Origin of the sequence: Shewanella algidipiscicola (genome assembly GCF_003605125.1) — a bacterium.
Lineage (GTDB): Bacteria > Pseudomonadota > Gammaproteobacteria > Enterobacterales > Shewanellaceae > Shewanella > Shewanella algidipiscicola.
Genome location: NZ_QPQT01000010.1, coordinates 79,547 through 105,807, shown reverse-complemented (window position 1 = coordinate 105,807; position 26,261 = coordinate 79,547). Strand labels below are relative to the sequence as shown.

The 26,261-nt window shown below is 47.3% G+C and carries 22 protein-coding genes; 17 read left to right on the top strand and 5 right to left on the bottom strand.

Translation table 11 applies throughout. From position 1 onward, the window contains the following. Positions 1-59 precede the first annotated feature (59 nt). Positions 60-3,605, bottom strand: coding sequence for a type I restriction-modification system endonuclease (hsdR, locus tag DVO77_RS12490; protein ID WP_119978623.1), 3,546 nt, complete (start codon positions 3,603-3,605; stop codon positions 60-62). Between the two features lie 189 nt (positions 3,606-3,794). Between hsdR and DVO77_RS19125 the strand changes: the two genes are divergently transcribed. Together DVO77_RS19125 and DVO77_RS12480 are read left to right on the top strand one after the other, a co-directional pair. Beyond that, complete coding sequence (locus DVO77_RS19125; protein ID WP_119978565.1) at positions 3,795-4,691, top strand: hypothetical protein; 897 nt, start codon at positions 3,795-3,797, stop codon at positions 4,689-4,691. A 533-nt stretch (positions 4,692-5,224) separates the two neighbouring features. Further along, the gene (locus DVO77_RS12480) at positions 5,225-5,836 is read left to right on the top strand and encodes a paraquat-inducible protein A (RefSeq protein ID WP_119978564.1); all 612 of its coding nucleotides are present in this window, start codon (positions 5,225-5,227) and stop codon (positions 5,834-5,836) included. Positions 5,837-6,110: 274 nt separating this feature from the next. Here the strand turns inward: DVO77_RS12480 and DVO77_RS12475 are convergent, their stop codons facing one another. The 4 genes from DVO77_RS12475 to DVO77_RS12460 all read right to left on the bottom strand — a co-directional run bounded on the left by DVO77_RS12475 (position 6,111) and on the right by DVO77_RS12460 (position 10,918). Next, positions 6,111-7,397, bottom strand: a complete 1,287-nt coding sequence (locus DVO77_RS12475) for an acetyl-CoA hydrolase/transferase family protein (protein ID WP_110457587.1) — start codon at positions 7,395-7,397, stop codon at positions 6,111-6,113. A gap of 197 nt (positions 7,398-7,594) precedes the next feature. After that, entirely contained in the window at positions 7,595-8,659 is a 1,065-nt protein-coding gene (locus DVO77_RS12470) for a phosphotransferase enzyme family protein (RefSeq protein WP_119978563.1), read from the bottom strand. After that, on the bottom strand, positions 8,652-9,590 hold the full coding sequence (locus DVO77_RS12465; RefSeq protein WP_119978562.1) for an NTP transferase domain-containing protein: 939 nt from the start codon (positions 9,588-9,590) through the stop codon (positions 8,652-8,654). Before DVO77_RS12465 ends, DVO77_RS12470 begins: the two co-directional genes overlap by 8 nt. 185 nt (positions 9,591-9,775) lie before the next feature. After that, a complete protein-coding gene (locus DVO77_RS12460; RefSeq protein WP_119978561.1) occupies positions 9,776-10,918 on the bottom strand; it encodes a hypothetical protein in 1,143 nt (380 codons plus the stop codon). A 208-nt stretch (positions 10,919-11,126) separates the two neighbouring features. On the opposite strand from DVO77_RS12460, the gene gmk reads away from it, so the two are divergent. From gmk to DVO77_RS12385, 15 genes are all read left to right on the top strand, one after another. Continuing rightward, complete coding sequence (gene gmk, locus DVO77_RS12455) at positions 11,127-11,750, top strand: guanylate kinase (RefSeq protein ID WP_119978560.1); 624 nt, start codon at positions 11,127-11,129, stop codon at positions 11,748-11,750. Between the two features lie 59 nt (positions 11,751-11,809). Beyond that, positions 11,810-12,091: a DNA-directed RNA polymerase subunit omega gene (gene rpoZ, locus DVO77_RS12450; protein WP_012275521.1), complete on the top strand. Its 282-nt coding sequence runs from the start codon at positions 11,810-11,812 to the stop codon at positions 12,089-12,091. Between the two features lie 13 nt (positions 12,092-12,104). Continuing rightward, on the top strand, positions 12,105-14,210 hold the full coding sequence (gene spoT / locus DVO77_RS12445) for a bifunctional GTP diphosphokinase/guanosine-3',5'-bis pyrophosphate 3'-pyrophosphohydrolase (protein ID WP_110457592.1): 2,106 nt from the start codon (positions 12,105-12,107) through the stop codon (positions 14,208-14,210). A gap of 79 nt (positions 14,211-14,289) precedes the next feature. Then, complete coding sequence (locus DVO77_RS12440; RefSeq protein ID WP_119978559.1) at positions 14,290-14,673, top strand: RidA family protein; 384 nt, start codon at positions 14,290-14,292, stop codon at positions 14,671-14,673. Positions 14,674-14,743: 70 nt separating this feature from the next. Further along, entirely contained in the window at positions 14,744-15,442 is a 699-nt protein-coding gene (gene trmH, locus DVO77_RS12435) for a tRNA (guanosine(18)-2'-O)-methyltransferase TrmH (protein WP_119978558.1), read from the top strand. Positions 15,443-15,632: 190 nt separating this feature from the next. Continuing rightward, positions 15,633-17,288 (top strand): AMP-binding protein, encoded by a 1,656-nt coding sequence (locus tag DVO77_RS12430; protein ID WP_119978557.1) that lies wholly within the window; start codon positions 15,633-15,635, stop codon positions 17,286-17,288. A gap of 175 nt (positions 17,289-17,463) precedes the next feature. Further along, on the top strand, positions 17,464-18,396 hold the full coding sequence (locus tag DVO77_RS12425; RefSeq protein ID WP_119978556.1) for a calcium/sodium antiporter: 933 nt from the start codon (positions 17,464-17,466) through the stop codon (positions 18,394-18,396). Between the two features lie 181 nt (positions 18,397-18,577). Beyond that, positions 18,578-19,243 (top strand): hypothetical protein, encoded by a 666-nt coding sequence (locus DVO77_RS12420; protein WP_119978555.1) that lies wholly within the window; start codon positions 18,578-18,580, stop codon positions 19,241-19,243. A gap of 63 nt (positions 19,244-19,306) precedes the next feature. After that, entirely contained in the window at positions 19,307-20,410 is a 1,104-nt protein-coding gene (locus DVO77_RS12415; RefSeq protein WP_119978554.1) for a sensor histidine kinase, read from the top strand. Then, positions 20,407-21,003: a response regulator transcription factor gene (locus DVO77_RS12410; protein WP_119978553.1), complete on the top strand. Its 597-nt coding sequence runs from the start codon at positions 20,407-20,409 to the stop codon at positions 21,001-21,003. Before DVO77_RS12415 ends, DVO77_RS12410 begins: the two co-directional genes overlap by 4 nt. 136 nt (positions 21,004-21,139) lie before the next feature. Then, the gene (recG, locus tag DVO77_RS12405) at positions 21,140-23,215 is read left to right on the top strand and encodes an ATP-dependent DNA helicase RecG (RefSeq protein ID WP_119978552.1); all 2,076 of its coding nucleotides are present in this window, start codon (positions 21,140-21,142) and stop codon (positions 23,213-23,215) included. Positions 23,216-23,365: 150 nt separating this feature from the next. Continuing rightward, positions 23,366-24,244 (top strand): DUF3014 domain-containing protein, encoded by an 879-nt coding sequence (locus DVO77_RS12400; RefSeq protein ID WP_119978551.1) that lies wholly within the window; start codon positions 23,366-23,368, stop codon positions 24,242-24,244. Positions 24,245-24,478: 234 nt separating this feature from the next. Next, the gene (locus tag DVO77_RS12395; RefSeq protein ID WP_119978550.1) at positions 24,479-25,213 is read left to right on the top strand and encodes a beta-ketoacyl synthase chain length factor; all 735 of its coding nucleotides are present in this window, start codon (positions 24,479-24,481) and stop codon (positions 25,211-25,213) included. Continuing rightward, positions 25,206-26,024, top strand: coding sequence for a lysophospholipid acyltransferase family protein (locus DVO77_RS12390; RefSeq protein WP_110457600.1), 819 nt, complete (start codon positions 25,206-25,208; stop codon positions 26,022-26,024). Before DVO77_RS12395 ends, DVO77_RS12390 begins: the two co-directional genes overlap by 8 nt. Next, positions 26,002-26,256, top strand: coding sequence for a phosphopantetheine-binding protein (locus DVO77_RS12385; RefSeq protein ID WP_110457601.1), 255 nt, complete (start codon positions 26,002-26,004; stop codon positions 26,254-26,256). The genes DVO77_RS12390 and DVO77_RS12385 overlap by 23 nt, the downstream gene beginning before the upstream one ends. Positions 26,257-26,261: the final 5 nt, after the last annotated feature.

The window sequence follows — 26,261 nt, the reverse complement described above, 5'->3', positions numbered from 1 at the left end:
CGAATATCTATACATATCTCAGTGGCTACCCCCTAAAAATATGCCCTGAAAATTAAGCGCTAACCGACCTGCCAAAGGTATTCGTTCAGCTCGTCGATAATGGTATCGAGCTGATCATCAAGTACATTGTTAAAGCGTTTAGCACCACCTTGATCGGCAAAACGTTGGTTGACAAATGCCTTATCAATCACAGCTTCATGCACTAATTGTTTTGCTAAGCGCTGAAGCCACTTACGTTGGTTAGGGTTCCAGTCATGCTCGCTGTAAATGCGTTGCATGGCTTTATTGACCCGTTGTTCAAAGGGAATTAACGCTTCATCTAATGCAGCTTGGCGGATATAACCGATAATACTGGCTGCAATATCTTGGTTGGTATTTTTACGCCATGCGCTTTGCAGATGGGCCTCACTATAACCTGCTGCATCAAGTAAAAGTTTAACTTCTTTAAGTTGTTCTCGGGTTAGGTCTTTAGGGCGATTAACCACCACGGACAAGGCTGCCGATTGGTTAATATTCTGCTTAATAAAATGGTTAAAGCTTTCAAGGTAGTCAGCTGGTTTTTCATGTACGCCATAGTTTTGCTGACGACTGATGAATTCATCACGGCCTTCATAGATGATCGGCATTTTATCGCTACCAACAAGATAACGAACTTCGGCTAACTGATTAAGCAGGCCTTGATGCTGCTTAAAAAACTGCGCAGCCGCTTTAGGACCAATTTGATGTAAGTGCTGGTGGAGCTTATCAGGCGCGACGCCCCATAGACCCTCAAGTTGATCGAGCTTGGCTTTTAACTCAGGTTTATTCTCGGCCTTTTTAACGGCTTTACGCATCACTCGCATGACTTTTTGGCTAAGCTGATTCAGCACATCGTCAGCATGGCTAGTGCCTAACTGTTCACCTGGAGCATCTAGTGCTTGTGTTAACTGGTGATCATCGCTTAACTCATCCACCAGCTGTTCTAGGGTGATGTTTGGGTCTTTCACTATGGGCTTCATGGTATTAACGGCTTCAAGTGCAGTATAGATATCAACTGGGTCATAAATCTTAAATGCGGTTTTACCAATGTCATCACAACGACGAGTCGCACGGCCCATCATTTGTTCGTATAAAATGCGCGACTTAACGCGGCGCAAAAACACCAGATGACAAATCTTAGGCACATCGATACCCGTTGATAATAGGTCAACGGTAATGGAGATATTAGGATATCGCTCATTTTTATACTGGCGAATAAGCTGGCTTACTTTGTCACTTTGACCTGTTATTTTAGCCACTGCAGCTTGATTGTAGTCATCACCATATATACCAATGAATGCTGTATCTAACAGACGCTTCACCATGTCAGCATGAACGTCTGTGGCGCAGAAAATTAAGGTTTTTTCATCGCCTAATGGATCTAATTCTTTAGTTAACTCTTGGCAAATAACCTCATTAAATGACTCAGTTATCACCCGCTTATTAAATGATTCAACTTCGAACTTTAACTCATCTTCTAAATCGGCAGTTTCGATTTCACCTGTTTGCGTATTAATAGCACTGATGGTTTCGCCTTTTTCGAACTTGATGCCATTTTTGTTTAATAAGGTTTCATATCGAATGGGTGGTTCATGGTCGATTAGCCAATCATCTGCCACCGCTTCGCGATAGCTGTAGGTGTAAACCGGTTTACCAAAAATCTCACTTGTGTGCTTGGCAGGCGTTGCGGTTAAGCCGATACGCACCGCATCAAAGTAATCGAGTACCCGTCGGTAACTGGACAGGTATTGGCTGGCGTCTCGTGTTGCCAATTCACCTTCTGTCATTTGCTGGTCAAGCGCATAACCACGGTGGGCTTCGTCAACAATAATACAGTCAAATTCATCAAGTGGCGGCGGTGTGTCAGACATAAAAATGCGCTTGACCATGGCTTGCACGGTAGCGACTTGAATACGGGTTTCGGCTTCACTGGCCATATCGCCTAATTCGGCAATATTGTAGATCGACGACAGCACTTTATTTTGTTCAAGCTTCGCTTCATCAAATGAATCACAAGCCTGCTCGCCCAATGCGGTTCTATCAACGAGAAATAAAATACGTCTAAAACGTTCGGCTTTTAAAAATCGGTACATTAAACCGATAATGGTACGGGTTTTACCAGTGCCCGTTGCCATAGCCAGCAGACATTGGGTTTTATCTTGCGCTAATTCTGACTCAACGGCAGCAATGGCTTTTTGTTGGTAATCGCGTAGGCCAAGGTAATCAAAGCCCTCTTGCTGCAGTAACTTCTCTGCATCTTCACGACTACGTTTTAATTTATCGAGTAAGCCATCAGGCGAATGAAACTGCTGTAGCGCCTTCTTTGCATTGCTGGGTTTACGGACATCTCGAAACCAAGTGCCTGATAACTCTGCCAGTTGCTTATTAAACTCTCGGCCATTAGATGAATAAACAAAGGGGATATGGTAATGACCATCTTCCTCATCAGCCCATGCTACCGTGCGACCTTCTAATTCCCATGCGCCTTGTTGAGGGGAAGTAAGTTTGTATCCTTTAGAGTAACGTTCCGCTTGAGTTATCTTACCCGCGACGTTGGTGTTCTCTTTTTTAGCCTCGACGACTGCCACAGGGGTTAAGCCACAGAATAGTAGATAATCAGCTCGGCCTTGTAGGCCCTTATGCTGGGTAGGCCATTCTGCAATGGCGATATTTTTGCCTTTTTTAGGCCGAGTGCCTTTGCGAAAATCTAATCTTTCAGAGTCAGCAATCCATCCTGCATCTCTTAACTGTTGATCGATAAGTACCCGCGTTAGCTCTTCACTGAGCTCAATATGACTGCCTGCTTTGCTCGCTTGCTTGCTAATTTGCTTCTTATTTTTTGTCGCAGCTTGGCTATCAGCTTCAGCAAGTTGTGCTAATTCAGTTTGTAGTGCTTTGATACGTGATTCGAATTGCTGCTTTTGCTCGGCGAGTGCTTGCTCATGTTCAGCCGCTTGCTGAGATAAAGCTCGGGCCTCAGCATCCATTTGTTCAGCAAGCACCACATATTCTTCTTTTTCCCGCGCGATTAACTCTGTTAACTGCTGGCTATCTGCTAGCTGCTGGTGGTTATCATTAAGTTCGCTGCGCAGCTGCTCGATCTGTGTTTGTAAATCTTGTAGCTGCTTACTTGGATCTTCAGGAGAGACAAATGGGCCTGCTTTAAAGGGAGACTTGAGTTCGCCAAAGGCATGATGAAACCAAATAGCTAAGCTTCGAGCCAGCTTTAGCCCTTCTAATGCTTCTTTATGCTGGGTTCTAAACTGATGAGTCGCTTTATTGCCTTCAATTCTTAAAGAATGAAATAGCTGACGAACGACAGGTTCTAGGTTTAACTCTCGGTGAATTTTATAAAGCAGATCCGCTTGCGTCGTTTTATCGTCAAACTCGATACCACACCTAGCGGCGATATCTTGCGCCATTGCTTCACCTAACTGACGCAGCTTAATTAAGGTGGTGTTGGGGTCTGAGGTAAAGGCACGCTCTGCGCTATAGGCTAAATCTAAAAAGATGGGATCGTATGATGACAGAAAACTAAAGTTTGTAGATTTGTTTTCTAAATTTTGACCCAGTGTATTCAATGCCATCATTCCCTCGCAGCGGTATTTTTCTAATCTAATCATAGCTTTTTAAAAATTGATAATCACGATTTAAGTTCAGAATTTGTAGCCCGCTCATTAAGCGGACGAATCGCAAACTCCTAGTTACAGCGTTGAGGCAATTTAGCTACAATACTTTCTTAATCAACAGCTTTAGTTTGTCATAGGGAACACGACATGGATCTCGACTCCATTCCAACGATTGAATCACTTTTAGAGCAAGATGCCATTCACTTTACTGGGAATGCGGAGTGGATTAATCGTTTTATTGATTTAATCACACCTTACGGCGTATTAACGCATTTCATATATGGTTCACCTGCCACAAGGTTTGATTCTCCTTTTAAGACCCTTGACCCGATTGACCTATGCGCCAATACACCACTTATTGATTTAAATACTAATGAAAAGCGGTTTTTAACAACTGAAGAGCTCAATCAATATCAATCAGTAAGGAAAATACACAAGCAAGTGAGACCACTTTACACTGTTAATATTGATAAAGATTTTACTGTTATCGCCCACGTTAACAGCAACAGTGGCAACTTTGATAAGCTTATCCATCAAAAAATTAATGTAAATCCGCACCGCCTAATACACAGCCTGAAAGCATTAGCTAGAGCAATTGACCAATCAAATGCCTTTTTTATCTGTAGCACATGTAATCAATTAATTGACGCCGATTTTAAATCCAAAGGCCAGCCGGTCACTTGTGACGATAACGCTTGCAACAATATGGCTAAGCAACATTTCGACGTATCATCTGCAAAAGTAACTAATCAGGCATATAACCAGGATATGCGCATAGACATACTGGAGGATGGAATCACCATTTCAACGGCTATCGTTGGATGGCATGGTCCATATAGCTCCCATCTTGAGTGGGTGACACAACAAAAAATGAGCCTAAACTCCACACCTCGTCAAGTAAAGTCAGCCGCTAAAGCTATTCATGAAAGTGACTCCTACAGAATAAAATGCATATACTGCAAGGAAATGACTAATATTGGCAATATGTTCGATGACGATACCTGCCATTCCTGCGCATCCAGCCAATATGGTATCTTGTATTAATTTATCACTTAGTCCAAACCGCAACACTTGCTCTTTCAAGACAAAAAATGAGTAGTAGAAGCTGACTTCGGCAAAGCTGCTTAACAAAGTAGATGTGGTGACTAAATTGGTGACTAAAATAGAATTAACCACACCAATAAAAACACAAGATACTGAATTTTAAAGATTTAAATTTCAAGTTCAACATTCAGATCCAAAACGTTGAATAAGTACCTCGCTCTTAGCAAAAAGCCTCAATATGAGGCTTTTTTCGTTTTGAGATACTGTAAAGCCAATATGTGTGTCCTCACATGATAGAAGGTCTCTTGGCGGAGCTGTTCTCTAAAATTAGGATAGACAATATCGACAAGAGTCTCAGCCAGATGATGAAAATGCATCACCCAATGGCTGCAACCAGACTTTAAAGGTGACGCTTGGCATGATAAAAAATATCTCCAGCGTGAGCGGCGACATTCAGCTAGCGTTCACTCCAAATAGGGTATAATCGATCCTCAGGTGCCAACCCACAGGCAACATAGAAAAATGGAGCAATCATGTCAAAACGGAGTAAATGGCTACAGTTATTAGTGATTCTCATCGCCTTAGCCCTACTTATACCCGGTCTCAGCCTGCCAATGTTAAGCCTAGATGGCCACGCTGATAAATCCCAATTTGCCCAGACCACCATAGAGTTAATGACTCAAGACAGTGAAACACGCGGTTTGCTCGGCTCGGTATCAGCATTCCTCGGTTTTAACCAGCTGGAGGGCCAGGTGGAAATTTATAGCAAGCACCGTAGTATACTGGGGACGGTACAAGACCTGATACAAAGTGGTAACCTGTTGGTCGGGCTCTTGATTGTCGCCTTCTCGGTAATTATTCCTACCCTCAAACTACTGGCGCAAGCCGTTCTGCTTTTCACTCAGGGCAGCACGGCGATAATACTTACACGCGTTATCGACGCCATAGGTAAATGGAGCATGGCCGATGTATTTGTGGTCGCCATCATTGTCAGTTATCTCGCCGGTAACGCCAAAGATCAGATGGGCGAATTGATAGTGATGCACGCCCAACTAGAAATCGGCTTCTGGTTCTTCACCGGCTATTGCCTATTTGCTATCGCTTCTAACTTATTGATGAGTAGACCTCAACATACGTCATACTAATGCTGCCCTTTGCTTCTTTCTGTCCCAGCTCATCGAAACAGGAGTGACAGGTTTGAGGAAAGGGGCTGATGCGCGACCAGCCAAAAGACCTCAACATAACCAATGATAGAAAAGTAAAAACCAGGATAACCTTATTCGGTATCCTAGCTTGTCTATTAGGGCTGACGCTTCAGCCTGGTTGGCAGAGAATGCGCCCAGAGAACGAATCAAAGTAGTGCGACTCAAGAGGGAATAAGCCCCTTCGCAGAAGCTATATGTTTATTACAAGATGAAACTAAACCGTGAGTCCCCACATATCGAAAGTTTCTTGGCAAAGCTGCTCTCTAAAATCTGGGTGGGCGATGTCGATTAAGGCGCGGGCGCGTTCTCGTAGTGATTTACCTCGCAAGTTGGCAATGCCATATTCGGTGACGATGTAATGCACATGGGCTCTGGTGGTAACCACGCCCGCACCAGGTGAGAGTACGGTGCTGATACGTGACACACTTCCATGCGCTGCGGTGCTTGGCAATGCAATCACCGAGCGGCCGCCTTCTGACAATCCCGCGCCGCGAATAAAGTCCATCTGCCCACCCACGCCGGAATAGATGCGCGTGCCTAATGAGTCGGCGCAAATTTGTCCCGAAATATCCACTTGCAGCGCCGAGTTTATCGCCATCACATTGGGATTTTTACGGATGATCGAGGTGTCATTGACCTGTTCAATATCCATAAAGATCACCGATGGATTGTCGTCGACATAGTCATAGAGTCGCTGGCTACCGAGGGCGAAACCGGTGACAATTTTACCCGGGTGCACTTTTTTGCGGCTATTGTTAATCACCCCAAGTTCGACCAGATTAAGCACGCCATCGGAAAATAACTCAGTATGCACACCAAGATCTTGATGTTCGGTTAAACAAGCAAGCACGGCGTCGGGGATCGCGCCTATGCCCATTTGTAAACAATCACCATCACGCACTAGTTTTGCCACATTTTGACCTATCGCCAAACTGGTGACATCGCTAGCTGCGAGTGGGTGTTGTGGTAAAGACATACTCTGCTCATACACAGCGGCAAATTTTTGATAGTGAATAAATCCATCACCGTGAGTGCGCGGCATCATAGGGTTGATGTGAGCGATGATTTTTTTAGCTACTTGGCAAGCGGCCAAGGTGGCTTCGACCGAGATACCTAAAGAGCAGATACCGTGTTTATCTGGTGGCGATACTTGAATAATCGCGGTGTCGATGGGTTGCTCGCCCGAGCGAAACAATTTGGGCACTTCCGAGAGGAAAATAGGTACATAGTCGGCATCACCACGCTGTAACAATTGCCGCGTTGGTAGGCCACCAAAAAAACAGCGATGTCGCAAATGCCCTTTCAGATTGGGTGAGCTAAGCGACTCGGCACATTCAGTGTGCAGCTGTAATAGGGTTAAGTCTTGAATCGTTAACGCATGCTGCGCTAGCGCATCGAGTAGCACCTTAGGCGTCGCCCCCATCGAGTGGGTCCATAGGGTTTCACCGCTTTCGATTAAAGACACTGCTTCTAGGGCAGTACTACAGATAATGGGGGCCATCAATGGTTATCCAATGTTATTAATCTGTAAGCAGTGTAAGGGCTTATGCAACACTTTAATAGTGATTGCGAGGATGAGTTGCACCTTAATTGATCTTGAGCAAGCGAGTCACGTATTGCTAAGAGTCGTAACCAACATAACAAAAGGCGCCCATTATTCATGCCCGCCTTTCATTAGAATAGCGCCCTTGGCACCGACTATTGAAAATACTTTTTCAACGTCGTTTGCTGCTTCAATAGGCTTTGATACAAGGTAAACTGATTCGCCGCGCGCTCGAGATTATGGGTGTCATGCTGCACATGGAAATAGCTATCGCCATTGAGATAGTCGGTCAAAAAGCGGACCCCAATCATCAGGCAGATCACTCGCGCACCCAGCCACAGGCTGCGCTTTTCATCCACAGTTAACACATCACCTAGCTCAGCTAAATAGCCACGGCAGATAGCGGCAAATATCGACTCGCGTACCTCAACCTTCTCAAGGTGGGTGGAATCTTCCTCCTCGGGCGAGGTAAAGGTGCGCACCATATCGCCAAAATCATACATTAAATGCCCTTTCATGCAGGTATCTAAATCTATGATGGCTAAACTGCTCATGTCGCGCTTATCGTAAAGCATGTTATTGATTTTTGTGTCGTTATGGCAGGTTCGCAGCGGTAATGTCTCAGCCAACAGAGCCAATTCATCAAGTAGAGGAGTCTGCGCCAGTGCAAAATCAACCCAGTGTTGGCAGTGTACTAATCGACCCACTATGTCTTGGGTGGCGGCCTGGTTAAGCTGGGCTATTCGTCCGGGAAGGTGATGAAATTGCGGGATCACATCTTCCAAGTCGGTCGCATCTAGATCACTCAAGGCGCGTGAAAAATGGCCAAAGGCTTTAGCGGCTGACTCGGCTTCTTGCTCATTAGATACCACTTCGATGCTATGACTGTGGGGTAAGTAATTAATCGCGCGCCAAAAACCATTGTCGGCTAAATCGACATATAAGGCGTTATCCATGGTCAACACCGGTGCCACCACACTTAATTGATAATCACCGCAGGCCACCTTCATTTGCAAGTGGCTGGCAATCTTTTTAGCGTTATTCACCAAGGCTTCTGGCATCTTAAAGACTTGAGTATTAATCCGCTGTAAGACTAACTTCCCCTGCGGTGAGCGCACTAAAAATGTGTCATTGATATGACCATTGCCAAGGGGCGACACTTTAGCGCAATCGGTTATGCCAAAGTGGGGCAGCACCTGCTGCCGAATAAGCTCAATCACCCAATAACTCCATTAATTTTTGTTTGACCCAGAGGGCATCTTGCGGATATGTCACCCCCATCCAAGTGTCGGGGCTAATGTTAACGTAAACCGGTTTGACGCTGATATTATGGTCTTGCTGATGCTGTGACGGTAGGCAAGTCTGCACCACAGCAGGCAGGTAACATTCACTGCCAGCAAGATGACCACAATCTTTGATGAAGTGAATCAAGGCCAGCTCTAACACCCTAAAAATATCGACCGAAAACCCCCAGCATGTCATCGACACTAGGCTGTGTGGATCCAGCTCGGCTTGTTGTTGACCATTGTGTCCCAGCAGTTTATCACCTTGCCATGCAATATCGAGCCACTCCTGGACACTGCTTAAATAGTCCCCTTGTGTTTGGCAAATCCCCCGATTAACGCCACCATGTTGTGACAAGGTTTCATTGAGGCCATAAGCTACTATTTGCCACCGTTCGCTAGCGTGTTTAAAGCCATCGACCAGCAATTTAAAGGCATTATCACCATAATAATCATCGGCGTTAATCACTATCATAGAGCCATTAACCCAATGCCTGGCGCACCAAAGTGCGTGAGCAGTTCCCCAGGGCTTGCCCCGCCGCTTAGCTTCACCTTGCAAAGGCAAACACTCGGCTGGTAAGTCATCGGTTTGTTGCACACAAAAATGCAGTGCAAAACCGTCTGGCAAGGCGGTTAACCGCTGCTGCAGCGGTTCGATAAGCTCGGCGCGGGTGATTATCACCGCCGCCGAACACCCTGCCTTTATCGCACTCGCCAGCGAGAGCTCAAGCATGGTTTCGCCCTGCGGCCCTAGGTTTGCCAGTTGCTTATCGCCGCCGAAACGACGACCTAAGCCGGCTGCCATGATCACCAGCGTGACATTATTTAACTCATTATCGGGTGTACTAGAAGAGTGCGTCGCAACCATTGTCTACAACCAACTGGACTAGGGGCGGCGCGCAGGCCACCGAGCATTAAAAATGTAACCGATGAGTTTAATCAGTTATGACGATGAACACCAGCGCCAATGGCCGCCATTGCCCCCCTATTGTATAAAGCTAGCTGTGATAGATCTCGCCGATTAATCCCCCGTTCATAGTGCAGACCACAAGCCTAAAGATAGGGACGAAACGCCGCTTGTTTCGCCAATGCTGCCTGACTGCCTTTGAGACTAAACTGATACCCACACAACTTAAGGCTGCCGCGCATGGCCACATCGTTAAGAATGGCTCGAGTATCGAGCGGCGAAAATCGGGCTAACGTTGATGAATCAGGCAATAAACTCACCTCCATCGGGCGATATTGAGCACCATTATTAAAGGTTAACTCTTGGCAGCTACGATCACCTTGGCCGGTAGCTAATGACCACAATAATCCTGGTTCGCCGCGCTCCCCTAACCAACTGATCATCAACACATCTTCATCGAGTAGTATGCTAAAACCATCGGGCATTATTGCCTCTTGATAAGAGGCCGTTTGGTTTGTGCTCCCCGATGCTTCAGTGTTTTCCTGCTGTGCACTCTGGGTAGCACTAGGTTCATCCGACCACATTAACACTAATGCGCTCACTAACATCAAGCTGCCAGCGCCAAGCAAACTGGCTCGGGGCCGGGCTTTAATCACCTCAATGGCATGTAAAGCACCTTGACCTATCACCTTTATGATACTTGCGAGGGCTTCACGATTATGTGTACTCACACTGTGATCACTAGAGCCGTCAGCAGGCTCATAAGCTTGTTGGTCATTCGCTTGATGCCCCTGAAATCGATAGGGGGACTCATTGGGGTCATCATCGAGCTCAAGGGGCATAACAGCATCGCGCCCATCGCCAGCAATCACAGGTTCGACACGCCTTACGCGGCGATTCGCCGGTGATAATGGCCCCCGATAGCCGTAACTGCTTGCCCTAAATTGGCTTTTAGGGGGCGCTTGTAGCACGGCAAACACGCAGGCAGCTAGCCCCAGTAACACACCACAACCAATGACTATAGTATTGGTTTCATTAATCAGACCAAGACTCAGTAATATCAGCCCAGGCGCAGGCAAAAAAGCCCATATGATGGGCCGACCTTGCAACCGACGTTTAGCACTTAAGCCGGCAAACACCGCCGCAGCAAGCCCAACTAACAAAAGCGATACATGGCCGTTTAGTAGCACATAGAAAATCAATACGGCAAAGAATGCGGCGAGATTGATCAGCGCAAAACGCACACTGCTATCCACGCCTTGACGACAAAAAAAGGTATTAAACTGCATAAAAATCCTACTACATTAGCTATCGGTTCACAGGCTCAGCCAAGAGTCTAAACTATCAACGCTGAGCTAGAACTTAAAAACTACCATAAATTACTCACCTTGGCGGATAAACAGTGACACTAATAGGCTAAATCACTAGCCTAAATTTACCGCTAGGCTGTATAATGTCTGGCTACCTAAATTAATCAGCTTTTTGGATAGTACGCTCATGACCGCTCGCGGAAACCTGTTTATAATTTCAGCGCCTAGTGGTGCCGGCAAGTCTTCTCTTCTTAACGCTATTTTGCAGGATAATCCTGCCGATATGAAAGTGTCAGTATCGCATACTACGCGCCAGCCACGTGTGGGGGAAGTCGACGGCCAACATTATCACTTTGTCTCGGTCGATAAATTTAAAGCGCTTATTGAAAAACAAGCTTTTTTTGAGTGGGCTGAAGTGTTTGGTAACTACTACGGCACCTCGCGCGAAGCGATTGAGGTGATGCTCGCCGACGGGATCGACGTGTTTCTCGATATCGACTGGCAAGGCGCGCAACAGGTGAAACAGATGATGCCAGAGGCCATCGGGGTATTCATTTTACCGCCGTCAAAAGCTGAACTGGAACGCCGCCTTACCGGTCGAGGCCAAGACAGTAGCGAAGTAATTGCTGACCGCATGGCACAAGCCACTTCTGAGATTTCGCACTATGGTGAGTATGACTTCATCATAGTCAATGACGACTTCGAGCAAGCTCAGGTCGATTTAAAAGCAATAATTCGTAGCCAACGCCTTACTCGCGCTGGTCAAATTCATACTCTAAATGATATGCTTAACGATCTATTGGCAGACTAACTGTCATAATGTATAATTTTGCGTCATTTTTTCACCCATAATCACTGGAGTTTCAACACATGGCTCGCGTAACTGTAGAAGACGCCGTAAACCAAATCGGCAACCGTTTTGATATGATCCTGGTTGCAGCGCGTCGTGCTCGCCAAATCGCCGTGCAGGGTAAAGACCCTATGGTTGAAGAAGAGAACGACAAGCCAACGGTTATCGCCCTGCGCGAAATCGAACTGGGTTTAGTCACCGCTGACACACTTGATGCCGATGAGCGTCAAACTGTGCGCGAACGTGAAGCGGCAGAAATTGCTGCTGTTGCTGCCATCGCTGAAGGCCGCAACGCTATATAAGGAGTGCTGCCACTTGTATCTGTTTGAAGGTCTCAAGGAGTCTGCGTCAGCTTATTTAGAACCGACGCAAGTAGAATTACTCAAGCAGGCCTATCAGGTTGCGCGCGACGCTCATGAAGGGCAAATGCGTACCAGTGGCGAACCTTATATTACCCATCCGGTTGCGGTCGCTCGCATCCTGGCCGAAATGCGTCTCGATCATGAGACGCTAATGGCCGCTCTGCTGCACGACACTATCGAAGATACTCCCGTCACCAAAGAAGAGCTGTCCGAACTTTTTGGGCCCGCAATTGGTGAGCTGGTTGAGGGCGTCTCAAAGCTAGACAAACTCAAATTTCGCGATAAAAAAGAAGCCCAAGCAGAAAACTTTCGCAAGATGATGATGGCGATGACCCAAGATATTCGCGTCATCTTAATTAAGCTTGCCGATCGCACTCACAATATGCGTACCTTAGGTGCACTGCGTCCCGACAAACGCCGTCGTATCGCCCGTGAAACCTTAGAAATTTACGCACCGATCGCCAACCGCTTAGGTATCCACAACATCAAGACCGAGCTCGAAGATTTAGGTTTTCAGGCTTACTACCCGATGCGCTATCGCGTACTCAAAGAGGTAGTCAAGGCGGCTCGTGGTAACCGTAAAGAGCTGATCCAGCGCATTGAAGTGGCGATAAAAACCCGCTTAGAAGATGCGGGCATCAAAGGCACGGTAAAGGGGCGAGAAAAAAACCTTTATTCCATCTATAACAAGATGCGTAATAAAGAACTCCAATTTCAGGAAGTCATGGATATCTATGCCTTCCGCATCATAGTCGACACCATAGATACCTGTTATCGAGTGGTGGGCGCGATGCATGGCTTATATAAGCCACGTCCGGGGCGTTTTAAAGATTATATTGCCATTCCTAAAGCGAACGGTTACCAATCGCTGCACACCTCGCTGTTTGGCCCCCATGCGGTCCCTGTTGAAGTACAAATTCGTACCGAAGATATGGATCAGATGGCTGACAAAGGGGTCGCGGCTCACTGGCTCTATAAAGGCGCCGGCACGCAACAGCAAGGCACCACCACCCAAGTACGCGCACGCAAGTGGATGCAAAGCCTATTGGAGCTGCAACAAAGCGCCAGCACCTCTTTCGAGTTTGTGGAAAACTTTAAGACTGAGCTGTTCCCTGAAGAGATTTATGTCTTCACCCCTGAAGGGCGCATCTTGGAGCTTCCTGTGGGAGCAACGCCAGTGGATTTCGCCTACGAAGTGCATACCGATGTTGGTAACACTTGTGTTGGCGCGCGCGTCAACCGCCAAGCGTATCCCTTGAGTCAGCCGTTAATCTCGGGGCAAACCGTCGAAATCATTACCGCTAAGGGTGCCAGACCTAACGCAGCCTGGCTTAACTTTGTCGTCACAGGTAAGGCACGCGCCAAGATAAGGCAACTACTCAAGAGTCTCAAGGAAGATGAGGCGGTGGTTTTAGGCAAACGTCTACTCAATCACGCCTTAGGTGATGTCAAACTTAAAGACATTGCACCAGAACAGATTGACAAAGTCGTGCATGAAACCAAGCACAAAAACCTCGAGTCTTTACTCGCCGATATCGGTCTAGGCAATGCCATGAGCATTGTTATTGCCCAGCGTCTTAAGGGCGATAGAATAGAAACCCAAGAGCACAAAGAAGCCAATATGATGCCCATTCGCGGCGCCGAAGGGATGCTGGTATCTTTTGCTAACTGTTGCCGCCCCATTCCTGGCGATGCCGTGATTGCTCATGTTAGCCCTGGTAAAGGCTTAGTGGTGCACATGGAAAGCTGCGCCAATATCCGTGGCTATCAGGGCGAACCCGATAAATATATTCCTGTGCATTGGGATAACGCCGAAGGTATCGAATTCCAAGCCAATTTACGTATCGAAATCGTCAATCATCAAGGTGCACTGGCAAAGATCACCTCGATCGTGGCCGCCGAAGGCTCTAATATTCATAGTTTAAGTACCGAAGAGCGTGATGGCAGAGTCTTTTTGATTAACTTACGGATCTCGGTGACCGACCGAGTTCATCTGGCCAATGTGATGCGCCGTATTCGTGTACTACCCGAAGTATTGCGTACCTCGCGTAACCGTTAAGTTGCGCGGCGCTTAGCCTGCATTTATTAACCCGTCGACATAACGACAACTATTAATAACGACAAGTAGGAAAAAGTTTATGGCAGAGAAGATTATTATTGCAACCGACAAAGCCCCACAGGCTATCGGTACTTATTCTCAAGCAGTTAAAGTAGGCGGCACAGTGTATCTTTCTGGCCAGATCCCGTTAAATCCTGAAACTATGCAGATGGTCAGTGATGAGTTTGCTGCCCAAGTGGTTCAGGTATTTGATAATTTAACCGCTGTGTGTGAAGCCGCTGGCGGTTCACTGCAAGATATCGTTAAACTCAATATCTATATGACCGATCTGAGCAACTTTGCGACCGTCAACGAAATAATGGGGCGCTACTTTGAGCAACCTTATCCTGCCCGTGCCGCTATTGGCGTTAAGCAACTACCGAAAGATTCGTTAGTTGAAATGGACGGAGTAATGGAGCTGTAATCCAGCCACTATCTTTTAGGGCGCCGCGGCGCCCTTGCTACTTTTTGACCTACAAGTAACACCAATCACCATGAGCCCAGAACGCTTCGCCCGCATCAATCAGATGCTAGACAATCGCCAAACCGACCTCACTGTTTGCCTCGATAAAGTCCACAAAACCAATAATATTGCAGCGGTTATTCGCACAGCCGATGCCGTTGGTATCCATCAGATTCATGCCGTATGGCCCGATATCGAAATGCGGGTATCGGGTAATACTGCCTCAGGTAGCCAACAGTGGGTGAACACCATAAAGCACTACCATATGGATGAAGCTGCCGCCCAGTTTGCTCAACAAGGCATGCAGGTGTTAGCCACCAACTTTTCCCCCAGCGCAGTCGATTTTCGCGAGGTTGATTACACCAAACCTACGGTAGTGATCATGGGTAACGAGCGTGATGGCGTCAGTGAGGCAGGGCTTGCGATTGCCGATCAACAGATCATTATTCCTATGGTGGGCATGGTGCAATCACTCAATGTGTCGGTCGCATCGGCATTGATCATGTACGAGGCCCAACGCCAGCGCGAGCAAGCTGGCATGTATGGCACGCGCACCTTAGATGATGCTTACTGCCAAACCCTGCTATTTGAACAGGGTCATCCCATTTACGCCAAGGCTTGTCGACGTAAAAACATCCCCTACCCGCGTATCGATGACCAGGGGCAAATAGTCGCCGATGACACCTGGTGGCAACGAATGCGCGCCCCCGATCCCAACGCGGATCAGTAGAGTATTATCAACATAATTTAACGCCACTACCTAAGTTATCCTAATGCTAAATCTATGACAATTCGTCTATTATTCAAGCAAAAACAATTGTCATAGATCACATTATTCGCCATACTCATCTAGCGTGCACATATAAACAGAACAACTCGGTGCGCTTACTTTCACCCTATGGATAACTATGGAATTGCAGATGGACTCACACTTTAAATCTCCGGTCGACATGTTGCAGCATTGGGTCGATCTCTATGGCGACAGCACCTACCTAAGACAACCCATCAACGGTAAATACACCGACTTTAGCTGGCGAGAAGTGCAGCAAAAAATGCAGCAAATAGCAGGGGCGCTGCGTCACCTCGGCCTGCAGCCAGGTGAGAAGGTTGCCATCTTATCGAAAAACTGCGCCGAATGGTTCATCACCGATCTGGCGTTAATGCATGGTGGCTACATCAGCGTACCTATTTACCCAACGGCAAACGCCGATACCATTCGCTATGTACTAGAACACAGCGAAGCCAAAGCTATTTTTATTGGTAAACTCGACTATTGGGCCGATCAAGAAGCCGGCGTCGGGGGCGATATCTTACGCATGGCTATGCCCTACGACACTATGCCCGCCCAATACCAATGGGACAGCCTACTCAAATTAGGTCAGCCCTTAATTGACGCGCCGGTGATCACCTCAGATAAAATAATGACCATCATCTACACCTCTGGCTCTACTGGTAAACCTAAAGGAGCCATACAAACCTTTGCCAGTTTCGAGTGGACCTGCAAAGCCGTGGTGCGCGATCTTAAGACCGATGTGGAAGATAGGCTACTGTCATACCTGCCACTGGCACACATTACTGAACGCGTGGCGATGGAAGGCTCTTCATTCTATTCTGGTAGCTGTGTCGCCTTCGTCGAAAGTCTCGACAGTTTTGTCGACGACGTTAAACGCGCTAGGCCAACGGTTTTCTTCTCTGTCCCCAGACTGTGGAGCCTATTTCAAAAGAATATCATCGACAAAATTGGCTATAAAAAACTGAATTTTTTACTAAAAGTCCCTATTATTAGCAGTATCGTTAAAGGGAAAATCCGTCAAGGATTAGGGCTTGAACACTGTCATCTACTGGGATCGGGATCAGCGCCTATTCCCCCTTCGTTGATCACTTGGTACCACAAAATTGGTCTCGATATTTGCGAAGCCTGGGGCATGACAGAAAACAGCGCTTACTCCATCATTAACCACCCTTTCAATGCGAGTAAAATTGGCACCGTCGGCCGCGCCGTAGAAGGCTGCAGCATAAAACAAGCCGACAATGGTGAACTACTCGTTAAAAGCCCAGGCCTAATGACTGGTTATTATAAACAACCCGAAACCAGCGCCAGCAGTTTCGATGCCGAAGGCTATTTCCACACGGGTGATCTATGCGCTATCGATGATGAGGGTTATGTGACCATTACAGGGCGTGTTAAAGACAACTTCAAAACCTCTAAAGGCAAATATGTAGCTCCAGTGCCAATTGAACGTAAATTGGCACAAGATCCTCACGTTGAACTTATCTGCATTATTGGCTCAGGCTTACCGCACCCTATCGCCTTAGTTCAGCTTTCTGAGGGCGCAGCAACGCAACCTAAAGAGGAGATTCGCTCCTCACTCAAGGCGACACTCGACAGCGTCAATCCGCATCTAGAGTCTCACGAAACTGTCGATGCCATAGTAGTCGTCAGTGAGCCATGGGATATAGATAACGATGTCCTCACACCGACACTCAAGATTAAACGCCACGTACTGGAAGAGCGCTTTAGTGCCAAAGTCGATGGGCTGCGCGGCGGTAAAATCCGCTGGGAAGATGAGCTTTAAGCCCTTAGGCATAAATTAATCTGTATAACACCTAAAAGCACGTCTAAGACGTGCTTTTTTACTATTAATTTAACCGCTTATCTTAAATAAAATTTAATCTTGGTAGTGCTAAATTTTAGTTGCCTTCCGAGTGCGAAAGCCTATCCTTGCCGCCTAACGTTTATTGGAGGTAAACATGTTGACTTTATTAGCCATTATCGGTGGTTTTATTATTCTGACTGCAGGGGCAGAAGCCTTGGTACGCGGTGCTAGCTCGGTGGCATTAAAGTTGGGAATTGCACCTTTAATCATTGGATTAACTATTGTTGCGTTCGGTACTAGCGCCCCCGAACTGGCCGTAAGCCTTAAATCTGCATTAGCCGGCAACCCAGGCATTGCAATCGGTAATGTCATCGGATCTAACATTGCTAATATTGGTTTGATCTTAGGCATCACAGCCCTTATTCGGCCAATACAAGTACAGACGCAAATGATCAAACGGGATATTCCCATCATGATCGGCGCCAGTCTGTTGTTTTGGGGCTTGATTAACGATGGCGATGTCAGCCTGCTCGATGGTGCCCTACTCACCACACTGCTTGTAGCCTATTTAGGCTTTAGCTATATCAGCAGCAGAGGAGAAGGCGCCAGCGATATTCCAGATTCAAGCTTGGCACATCCACTGTTGGCCACGCTGCTCATTGCCGTTGGGATCAGCATGCTGATCGGTGGTGGTATGCTCTTTGTCGATGGCGCAGTGACACTGGCGCAGCAATTTGGGGTTAGCGAGCTCATTATCGGCCTAACTATAGTCGCGATTGGTACTAGCATGCCAGAATTGGTCACCTCAGTCGTGGCGGCCCGTAAAGGCGAAAGCGATATCGCCATTGGCAATGTTGTTGGTTCTAACCTTTTTAATATATTAGGTATTTTAGGTATTACAGCCCTTATCCATCCCATTACCTCGGGTGGATTACAGATTATCGACATGAGCATGATGTTAGCACTGGCGTTAATCTTACTGCCCGTAGCGTGGACAGGTATGCGTATTGGACGCAGAGAAGGAGCACTACTATTAGTCGCATACCTTTGCTACCTCGGATATTTGATCAATAGCGCTAGCGCTTAACATAGATTTATTGTTTTTAAGTTAATTCGTTAGCACACTCAGAAAGGGATGACATTTGTCATCCCTTTTTGGTGACATCTATGCCTGCACAAACATAACGCAATCCCAAATACTCTCCTTAAGCCCAATAGAGGGACTTAGCCACAAGGCAAGCAGCCTTATGCTCATCAAGGAGAGTCAAATGAAAACCCTAACTATTATATCGAGTCTTGCCATCATAAGTTCATTCACCCAAGCCAATGAAATTGCCTCTATTGATAGCGCTTCAAATCAAATGAACATCGAGCAACTAACTCAACTCAGCCAACAAACAGACGGCTATGATAAAGGTTATGCACTATACCGCCTTGCTATTAATGCCAACATTTTGGGACAAAAAAATAAGGCATTGTCAGCGCTTCAAGAAGCGGAATCACGCTTAGCCTCCGCGCAAGATGATGGCGAAGTTGCCACATTATTGGCTGCGATCTATGGTATGCAGATTGGTTTAGACCTTACAAAAGCCAGCAGCTACGGCCCTAAAATGTCTGCCGCAATCAATACCGCCGATAACCTCGTTCCCGACAGCCCACGACTTGCGCTTGTTAAAGCTATATCGGCTTATTCGACACCTGTTGAATATGGCGGCAGTATGAAACGTGCGATAGAGTTAAGCAGCAAGGCCATTAGTCTATTTGAAACACCTTGCGATAGCATCTGCTGGGGATATGCTGAAGCCTATACATGGAGAGGGCTCGCTAAACAAAACCTTGGCGATAAGCAAGGCGCGATCAGCGATTGGCAAGCCGCGTTAGCCGTACAAGATGATTACGCCTGGGCTAATTTTTTGCTCAAGCAACATAACTAAGTCGCGACAACATCGGACGTTAACGGAGCCCGTTGGGCTCCAGCTTAAAAAGAGACTAACGCTATGAACAAAGCCAATATCTACAGCAATAGCCAACTGGAATCTGAATGCAAAGTTGAAGATAAATTTGCCTGGGTCTATTTAATTAACTTAGGTTTTTATCTTATTCCTCTCTTTGTCCAATCGAAGCCGACTTGGCAAATAGCGATAAGCCTGATAACCCTAATTCCCTTTATCTACTGCTACTTCTGGGCCTACCGCGCCCCAAGGAAAGAAGCCTACAAACCCATATTGGCGATGATTGCGATAGGCATTGCCATCACTCCAATCAATACAGGCTCTTTATCACTGTTTACGTTCGCGGGGTTCTTTATTGGCTTTAACTACTCTTTACGTCAAGCTTTTTATTGCCTAATTGGGTTAGCAGCCATGCTGGCACTGATGTGTTCGCTGCTAGACTTGCATTACTACTTCTTGATCTATGGCAGCGCATTAATCGCAGGGGTAGGATTATTCGGGATTGCCGAAAGAAAACGACTCGCGGCAAAACTGGCTGAACATCGAAGTCAGCAAGAGATAACCCAACTTGCAACCATGTTAGAGCGAGAGCGCATCGCAAGGGATCTACATGACATTATGGGCCACTCCCTCTCGTCTATTTCACTCAAAGCCGAATTAGCTCAAAAGCTTGTCGCCAAGAAAAAGCTCGAACAAGCGAGTGCCGAATTGCAGGAACTCAACACCATTGCTCGCGATAGTTTGAGTCAGATCCGGCAAACTGTCTCAGGTTATAAACATAAAGGTTTGTCATCCAGTGTGACTTACCTGTGCCAAGCATTACGGGATAAAGGAATGAGTGTCATCTTAGAGGGCGATATTCCAAAGCTAAACCCAGATGTAGAGACCCATTTGATCTTAAGCTTAACTGAGCTGTGCAATAATATTATCCGCCATAGCAGTGCGAGTCACTGCGACATCGTCTTTGCTGAGACAAAAGAAGCCCTATCAATCACAGTGACAGATGATGCGTCGATCGCCAGCCTTAACGAGGGAAATGGACTGACTGGTATACGAGAACGGCTAGCTCAATTTGGTGGTACACTCGATTACCAGCTAAACGCCAACACCCACTTTACGCTGACATTGCCACGCCAAGGAAAAGCATGAGAATACTACTGGCTGAAGATCAAGCCATGGTCCGAGGGGCATTAGCTGCACTGCTGTCCCTAGAAGGAGACTTTGAAATCATTCAGGCTAAAGATGGCAATGAGGCACTTGCATTATTGAAGCGCGATAGTTTTGATCTGCTACTGACAGATATTGAGATGCCTGGTTATACCGGTCTCGAGCTCGCTGACTGGTGTAATACACAAGCCGTGCCTATTAAGGTGATTATCCTGACCACCTTTGGCAGAGCTGGCTACATCAAACGTGCGATACAAGCTGGCGTTGGCGGCTTTTTATTAAAAGACGCGCCATCAGATTCACTTATTGAAGCCATTGGTTTGATAACTAAAGGTAAACGGGTTATCGATCCTGAGCTGGCTATCATGGCCGTGGGTGAGCAAGATCCACTCAACGATAAAGAACGCCGCGCACTGCGATTAGCCAGTGAAGGACGCAGCACTGCCGAAATTGCCAACACCCTATTTATCGCCGAAGGCACGGTGCGGAATTATTTATCGGAAGCAATCGCCAAACTTCATGCAACCAATCGAATAGATGCAGCCCGTATTGCCAAACAGAAAGGATGGTTATAGCCACAGCGCCTAAGCAAACCATTGGTAATTGCAGCAAGATTGCGTTCAGAGCAAACTCTGATAATATATGTATATATTTACAGTGATTGAGCCAATAGTTGTTTAAATGACTCAATGAATCAAATGGGTATAAAGCGTGGATAGACTCGATCTTATGGCTGTAACTGAGCTAAAGGGCGTGGCGACCAAAATGGCGCAGCGGCTAGAAAAGCTCGGCATAAAAACAGTCCAAGACCTGCTGTTTCATCTACCGTTGCGCTACGAAGATCGCACGCAAATATACCCGATAGCCGCGCTTTACCCCGGCAGCTATGGCACCATCGAAGCCACGATTCATTCATCGCAAATTATTCAAGGCCGCAAACGCATGCTCACCTGCACCGTACGCGACGACAGCGGCGTGATGACTCTACGCTTCTTTAATTTCTCTGTTGCGCAGCGCAATGGCCTAGAAAATGGCGCCACGATTCGCGCCTATGGCGAAGTGCGACGCGGCAAACATCACCCAGAAATCATTCATCCTGAATACAAGGTGATCCACTCGGGTAGTAACCTGGACTTGAGTGAAACCTTAACGCCAATTTATCCGACTACAGAGGGGCTTAAACAGGCCAGTTGGATAAAGCTCACCGACCAAGCACTAGCATTATTGGCCCATGGCGCACTAAAAGAGCTATTACCAGCCCATCTTCAACCAAACCAGATGTCGCTCATCGAGGCGCTCAAATTACTGCACCGGCCACCCACGGGCACAGACCCTTTTACACTCGAACAAGGCTCTCATCCGGCGCAGCAACGCTTGATCCAAGAAGAACTACTGGCCCACAATTTGAGTATGTTACAACTAAGGCAACGCAGTAATCGCGACGCGGCGGTATCGCTCGCAGGTAGCGGCCAACTGGTCAACCCGTTTTTAACCGCCTTACCCTTTAGCCCAACTGGAGCCCAGCAACGTGTGGTGGCAGAGATCCAGAGTGATTTACGCCAGCAACATCCTATGATGCGCTTAGTGCAAGGCGATGTGGGATCGGGTAAAACCTTAGTCGCCGCATTGGCGGCGCTACAAGCGATTGAGAGCGGCTATCAGGTCGCCATGATGGCGCCCACCGAACTACTGGCAGAGCAACATGCCAATAACTTTGCCACCTGGTTTGAACCACTGGGATTAACCGTGGGTTGGCTAGCAGGCAAGCTCAAAGGTAAGGCGCGCAGCCAGTCTCTGGACATGATAAAAAGTGGTGAGGCTCACATTGTTATCGGTACCCACGCGATTTTTCAAGACAAGGTCGAATTTAATAAGCTGGCCCTGATCATTATTGATGAGCAACACAGATTCGGCGTACATCAGCGATTAGGCCTACGAGAAAAAGGGATTAACCAAGGCTTCCATCCTCATCAATTGATTATGACGGCAACGCCTATCCCACGCACATTAGCCATGACCGCCTACGCCGATTTAGACACCTCTATTATCGACGAACTACCGCCAGGCAGAACTCCCGTAACCACAGTGGCGGTATCCGATAGCAGACGAGCAGAGGTGATTGAGCGAGTCCGCCAAGCCGCATTGCAACATCATCGCCAGGCCTATTGGGTCTGCACCCTGATTGAAGAGTCGGAAGTATTAGAGTGCCAAGCGGCCGAAGATAGCGCCGAAGAGCTAAAGCAGCAACTGCCAGAATTATCCATTGGTTTAGTGCACGGACGAATGAAACCTGCAGAAAAACAAGCTATTATGGCTGACTTTAAAGCAGGAAAGATTCATTTGCTCGTGGCGACAACAGTCATTGAGGTTGGTGTCGATGTACCCAATGCCAGCTTAATGATCATCGAAAACCCCGAGCGTCTAGGTTTGGCGCAACTGCATCAACTCAGGGGCCGTGTCGGCCGCGGCGCCATAGCCAGTCACTGTGTCCTCATGTATAAGGCTCCGCTGTCGGCAACCGCAACTAAGCGATTAGGCGTACTACGTGACAGTAATGATGGTTTTATTATCGCGCAGAAAGATCTCGATATACGCGGACCAGGGGAGGTACTTGGTACCAAGCAGACGGGAATAGTCGACATGAAAATCGCCGATCTTATTCGCGATCAAGCCCTGATCCCCGCGATCCAAAAACTGGCGCAACACGTGATGCAGCAGGCTCCAGAGAATGTCGATGCCATCATCATGCGCTGGCTCGGGAACAGACAGCAATATGTGCAAGCCTAACCAGTGCTATAACTTAGATTATATTCTTTGTTGAAGTTAAATATTTTTTATTTCAGTCAACTTCACTAGACAAGTTGACTGAATTTTGCAGAATGGAGATAGGCCGTGTTGGCCCCTCCTTAAACACGAGCTATTTTTCAAGGAACTCTCATGCAAGTCAGTCAAGAAGATAGAATCACCCCACAAGAAAAACGTGGTGGTGCCAGTGCACTAACGATTGCTATTGTGGTGATTTTGCTGATCCTGGCCGCTGGCGCTTATTATTTCTTTGACAGCAAAGAAACTCAACCAGAGCCAGAACAACCTACAGCAGTGACCTTGCCCGAAATCATCCCCGAGCAGCCGTTACCCACTGATGCCAACCTGCCAGAGCCAGAAGTTGAACCTGTGCCTGAGCCCGTAGTTGAGCCACCAGTTGCGCAAGTAACGACGCCACAAGTTGAGCCCATCCCAACACTCGCCGACAGTGATAGTTATGTGAAAGCCAAAACTCTCGACGTCGCCAATGGCATGAAAATCGACCCGATTTTAGTTGAAAAAGATATCATCAGACACTTTGTGGTGTTCGTCGATAATATCGCCCAAGGAGAATTAGCCCGAAAAGTCAGCCCACTTAAGGCGCCTAATAGCCAATTTACCGTCTCGGATATGAGTAATAAAACCTATCTTAATCCAGACAGTTACCACCGCTATGATCTCTACGCCGATTTTATTAGCAACCTTGATGAGCAGCAACTTGTCGCTACCTATGAACAACTGACGCCTCTGCTTAACCAAGCGTTTGATGAACTCGGTTACAGCAATGGTAGCTTCAATGAACGTATGATCGACGCCATCGACGTGGTGCTGGCCGCGCCCATTATTGAGCAAGCCATTGAACTCAATAGCGTTAGCGTTAACTATAAGTTTGTCGATCCACAGCTCGAATCATTACCCAATGCACAAAAATTGATGATTCGTATGGGCCCCGAAAACAGCAAAAAAGTGAAAATTGCGCTGCGTAAACTGAAGAAACAGCTGCAAGAATAATGACCGCCCACACCTGAGTTAAACCGCCTTCCTAGGCGGTTTTTTATCGATTAGCGCTGGATTTCAACTCGTTTTCTCTGCCATCATTATCGCTATAACAAGGCAACATCTGCATAGCGCAAACCGTGCTTTTTCTCTACATATCGGTGTACAATAGCACAATTGATGCGGCTTAAAGCCCATCTTCCCTTGTTATGGAAAACGCAGCCGTACGCTGCAGATTGAGGCAAAGCAGTGCAGTTAACCTTTAGGATCCAATCGTCAGGCGCTTGGTCACCACGCTACCAACAGATAGCCGATTGGCAACAATGGCCTCATTCGCTCTGCGATGAAGATCATCTGGCGAGTGCGCCAACACTACCTCAAGTTCCTGCGATGCAGCGACGACGCTTTAGCAAGCTGACCAAAATGCTGCTCGATGCGGCATTTCAATGCGATGCCCCAGCTCAATGCCGCACCATTTTCGCTTCGCGTCATGGCGAGCTCAATCGTACCGTTGAATTACTCGAAGATATTGTGCAAGAGCAGCCTATTTCCCCCATGGGCTTCAGCCAATCGGTGCACAATACTGCCAGCGGTATCTTTAGTATTTTGACCCATAACCGCGCTGCTTCAACCTCTATCGCCGCCAGCGAAACTACGCTGGAACAAGCGCTTACTGAGGCCTATGGCCAGCTTTGTGAAGATAATAGCGATGTGCTGTTGGTGTTTGGCGATGAGCCGGTATCAGATGTGTATAAAGAATTCATTCATGAACCTGAATTACCTATCGCTATCGCGCTGCAATTGTCGCTGCCAACGCCTGACTCGCCACCCGCCACGTTGCTGCAATTACATACCCAACCCAGTGCCGAGCAATATCGTGATGCGCCGCCCATGAGTTATGGCCAACTGCTCCATGCCATCGCCGGCAAACACCCCCTGTATGGGCGCTTAAACCGCTTCATCTGGCAACTCTCCCATGGCTAACCACACAGGCACTGATTTGCACTCACTGGCCTATATTCCGCGCTGGTTAGCGGGCGTCAGTTGTTATGTAGCTTTCGGCCTAGGAGGCTTATTGCTGTCTTTAACTGTCATTCCTATGCTGAGGATATGCTCAAGCGATCCACAGCAACGAGCCGCTCGCGTGCAACACACGGTCCATATCATGTTTGGCGGCTTTGTCACCCTGCTCACCTGGGCTGGGGTAATCAAAGTGACCTGCCAAGATCTGCATCGTCTTAATGACGCTCAGGGCAAAGTGATTATCGCCAACCATCCCACACTGGTGGATGTCGTGGTGCTTATCAGCCTAATGCCTAATGTGGGCTGCATCGTTAAGCAAAGCTTGTGGCGTAATCCCCTGTTACGCGCCGTGCTTTCTAGCGCCGGCTATATCCCTAATCGCGGTGCTGATCTACTCTTAAAAGATTGCCAAGCGGTGTTGCGTCAGGGCACATGCCTAATCATCTTCCCCGAAGGCACTCGGACACAACAAGGAGCCATCATCAACCCATTTGCGCGCGGGGCGGCCAATATCGCCCTGCGGACAAAAACAGACCTGATCCCAATTGTATTGCGCACCAATGCCGTTGGCCTCACCAAACAGCAACCTTGGTATGAAATACCTCGCCAAACCATAGGCATGCATGTTGAAGTAGGCGAAACCATTGCCCATATCGGGTATGATGCTGGCCCAGGCGGCGAAGCCAAGATGGCGCGTCAACTGACTCGAGATCTTGAAAACTATTATAAACAACAACTTGATACTAATTATGAGCTTACAAAACGAAATTAAACAACTGATCATTGATTGCCTCGATCTTGAAGACGTCAGCATCGATGATATCGACACCGACGCTCCCCTTTTTGGTGAGGGCTTAGGCTTAGACTCAATAGATGCACTAGAACTGGGCTTAGCGATAAAGAAACAGTTCGATGTAAAAATTGAAGCCAACTCCGAAGCAACCAAGGCTCACTTTTTCAGTGTGGCCAGCTTAGCCGACTTTATTGAATCGCAACGCGCGTAGGGGGT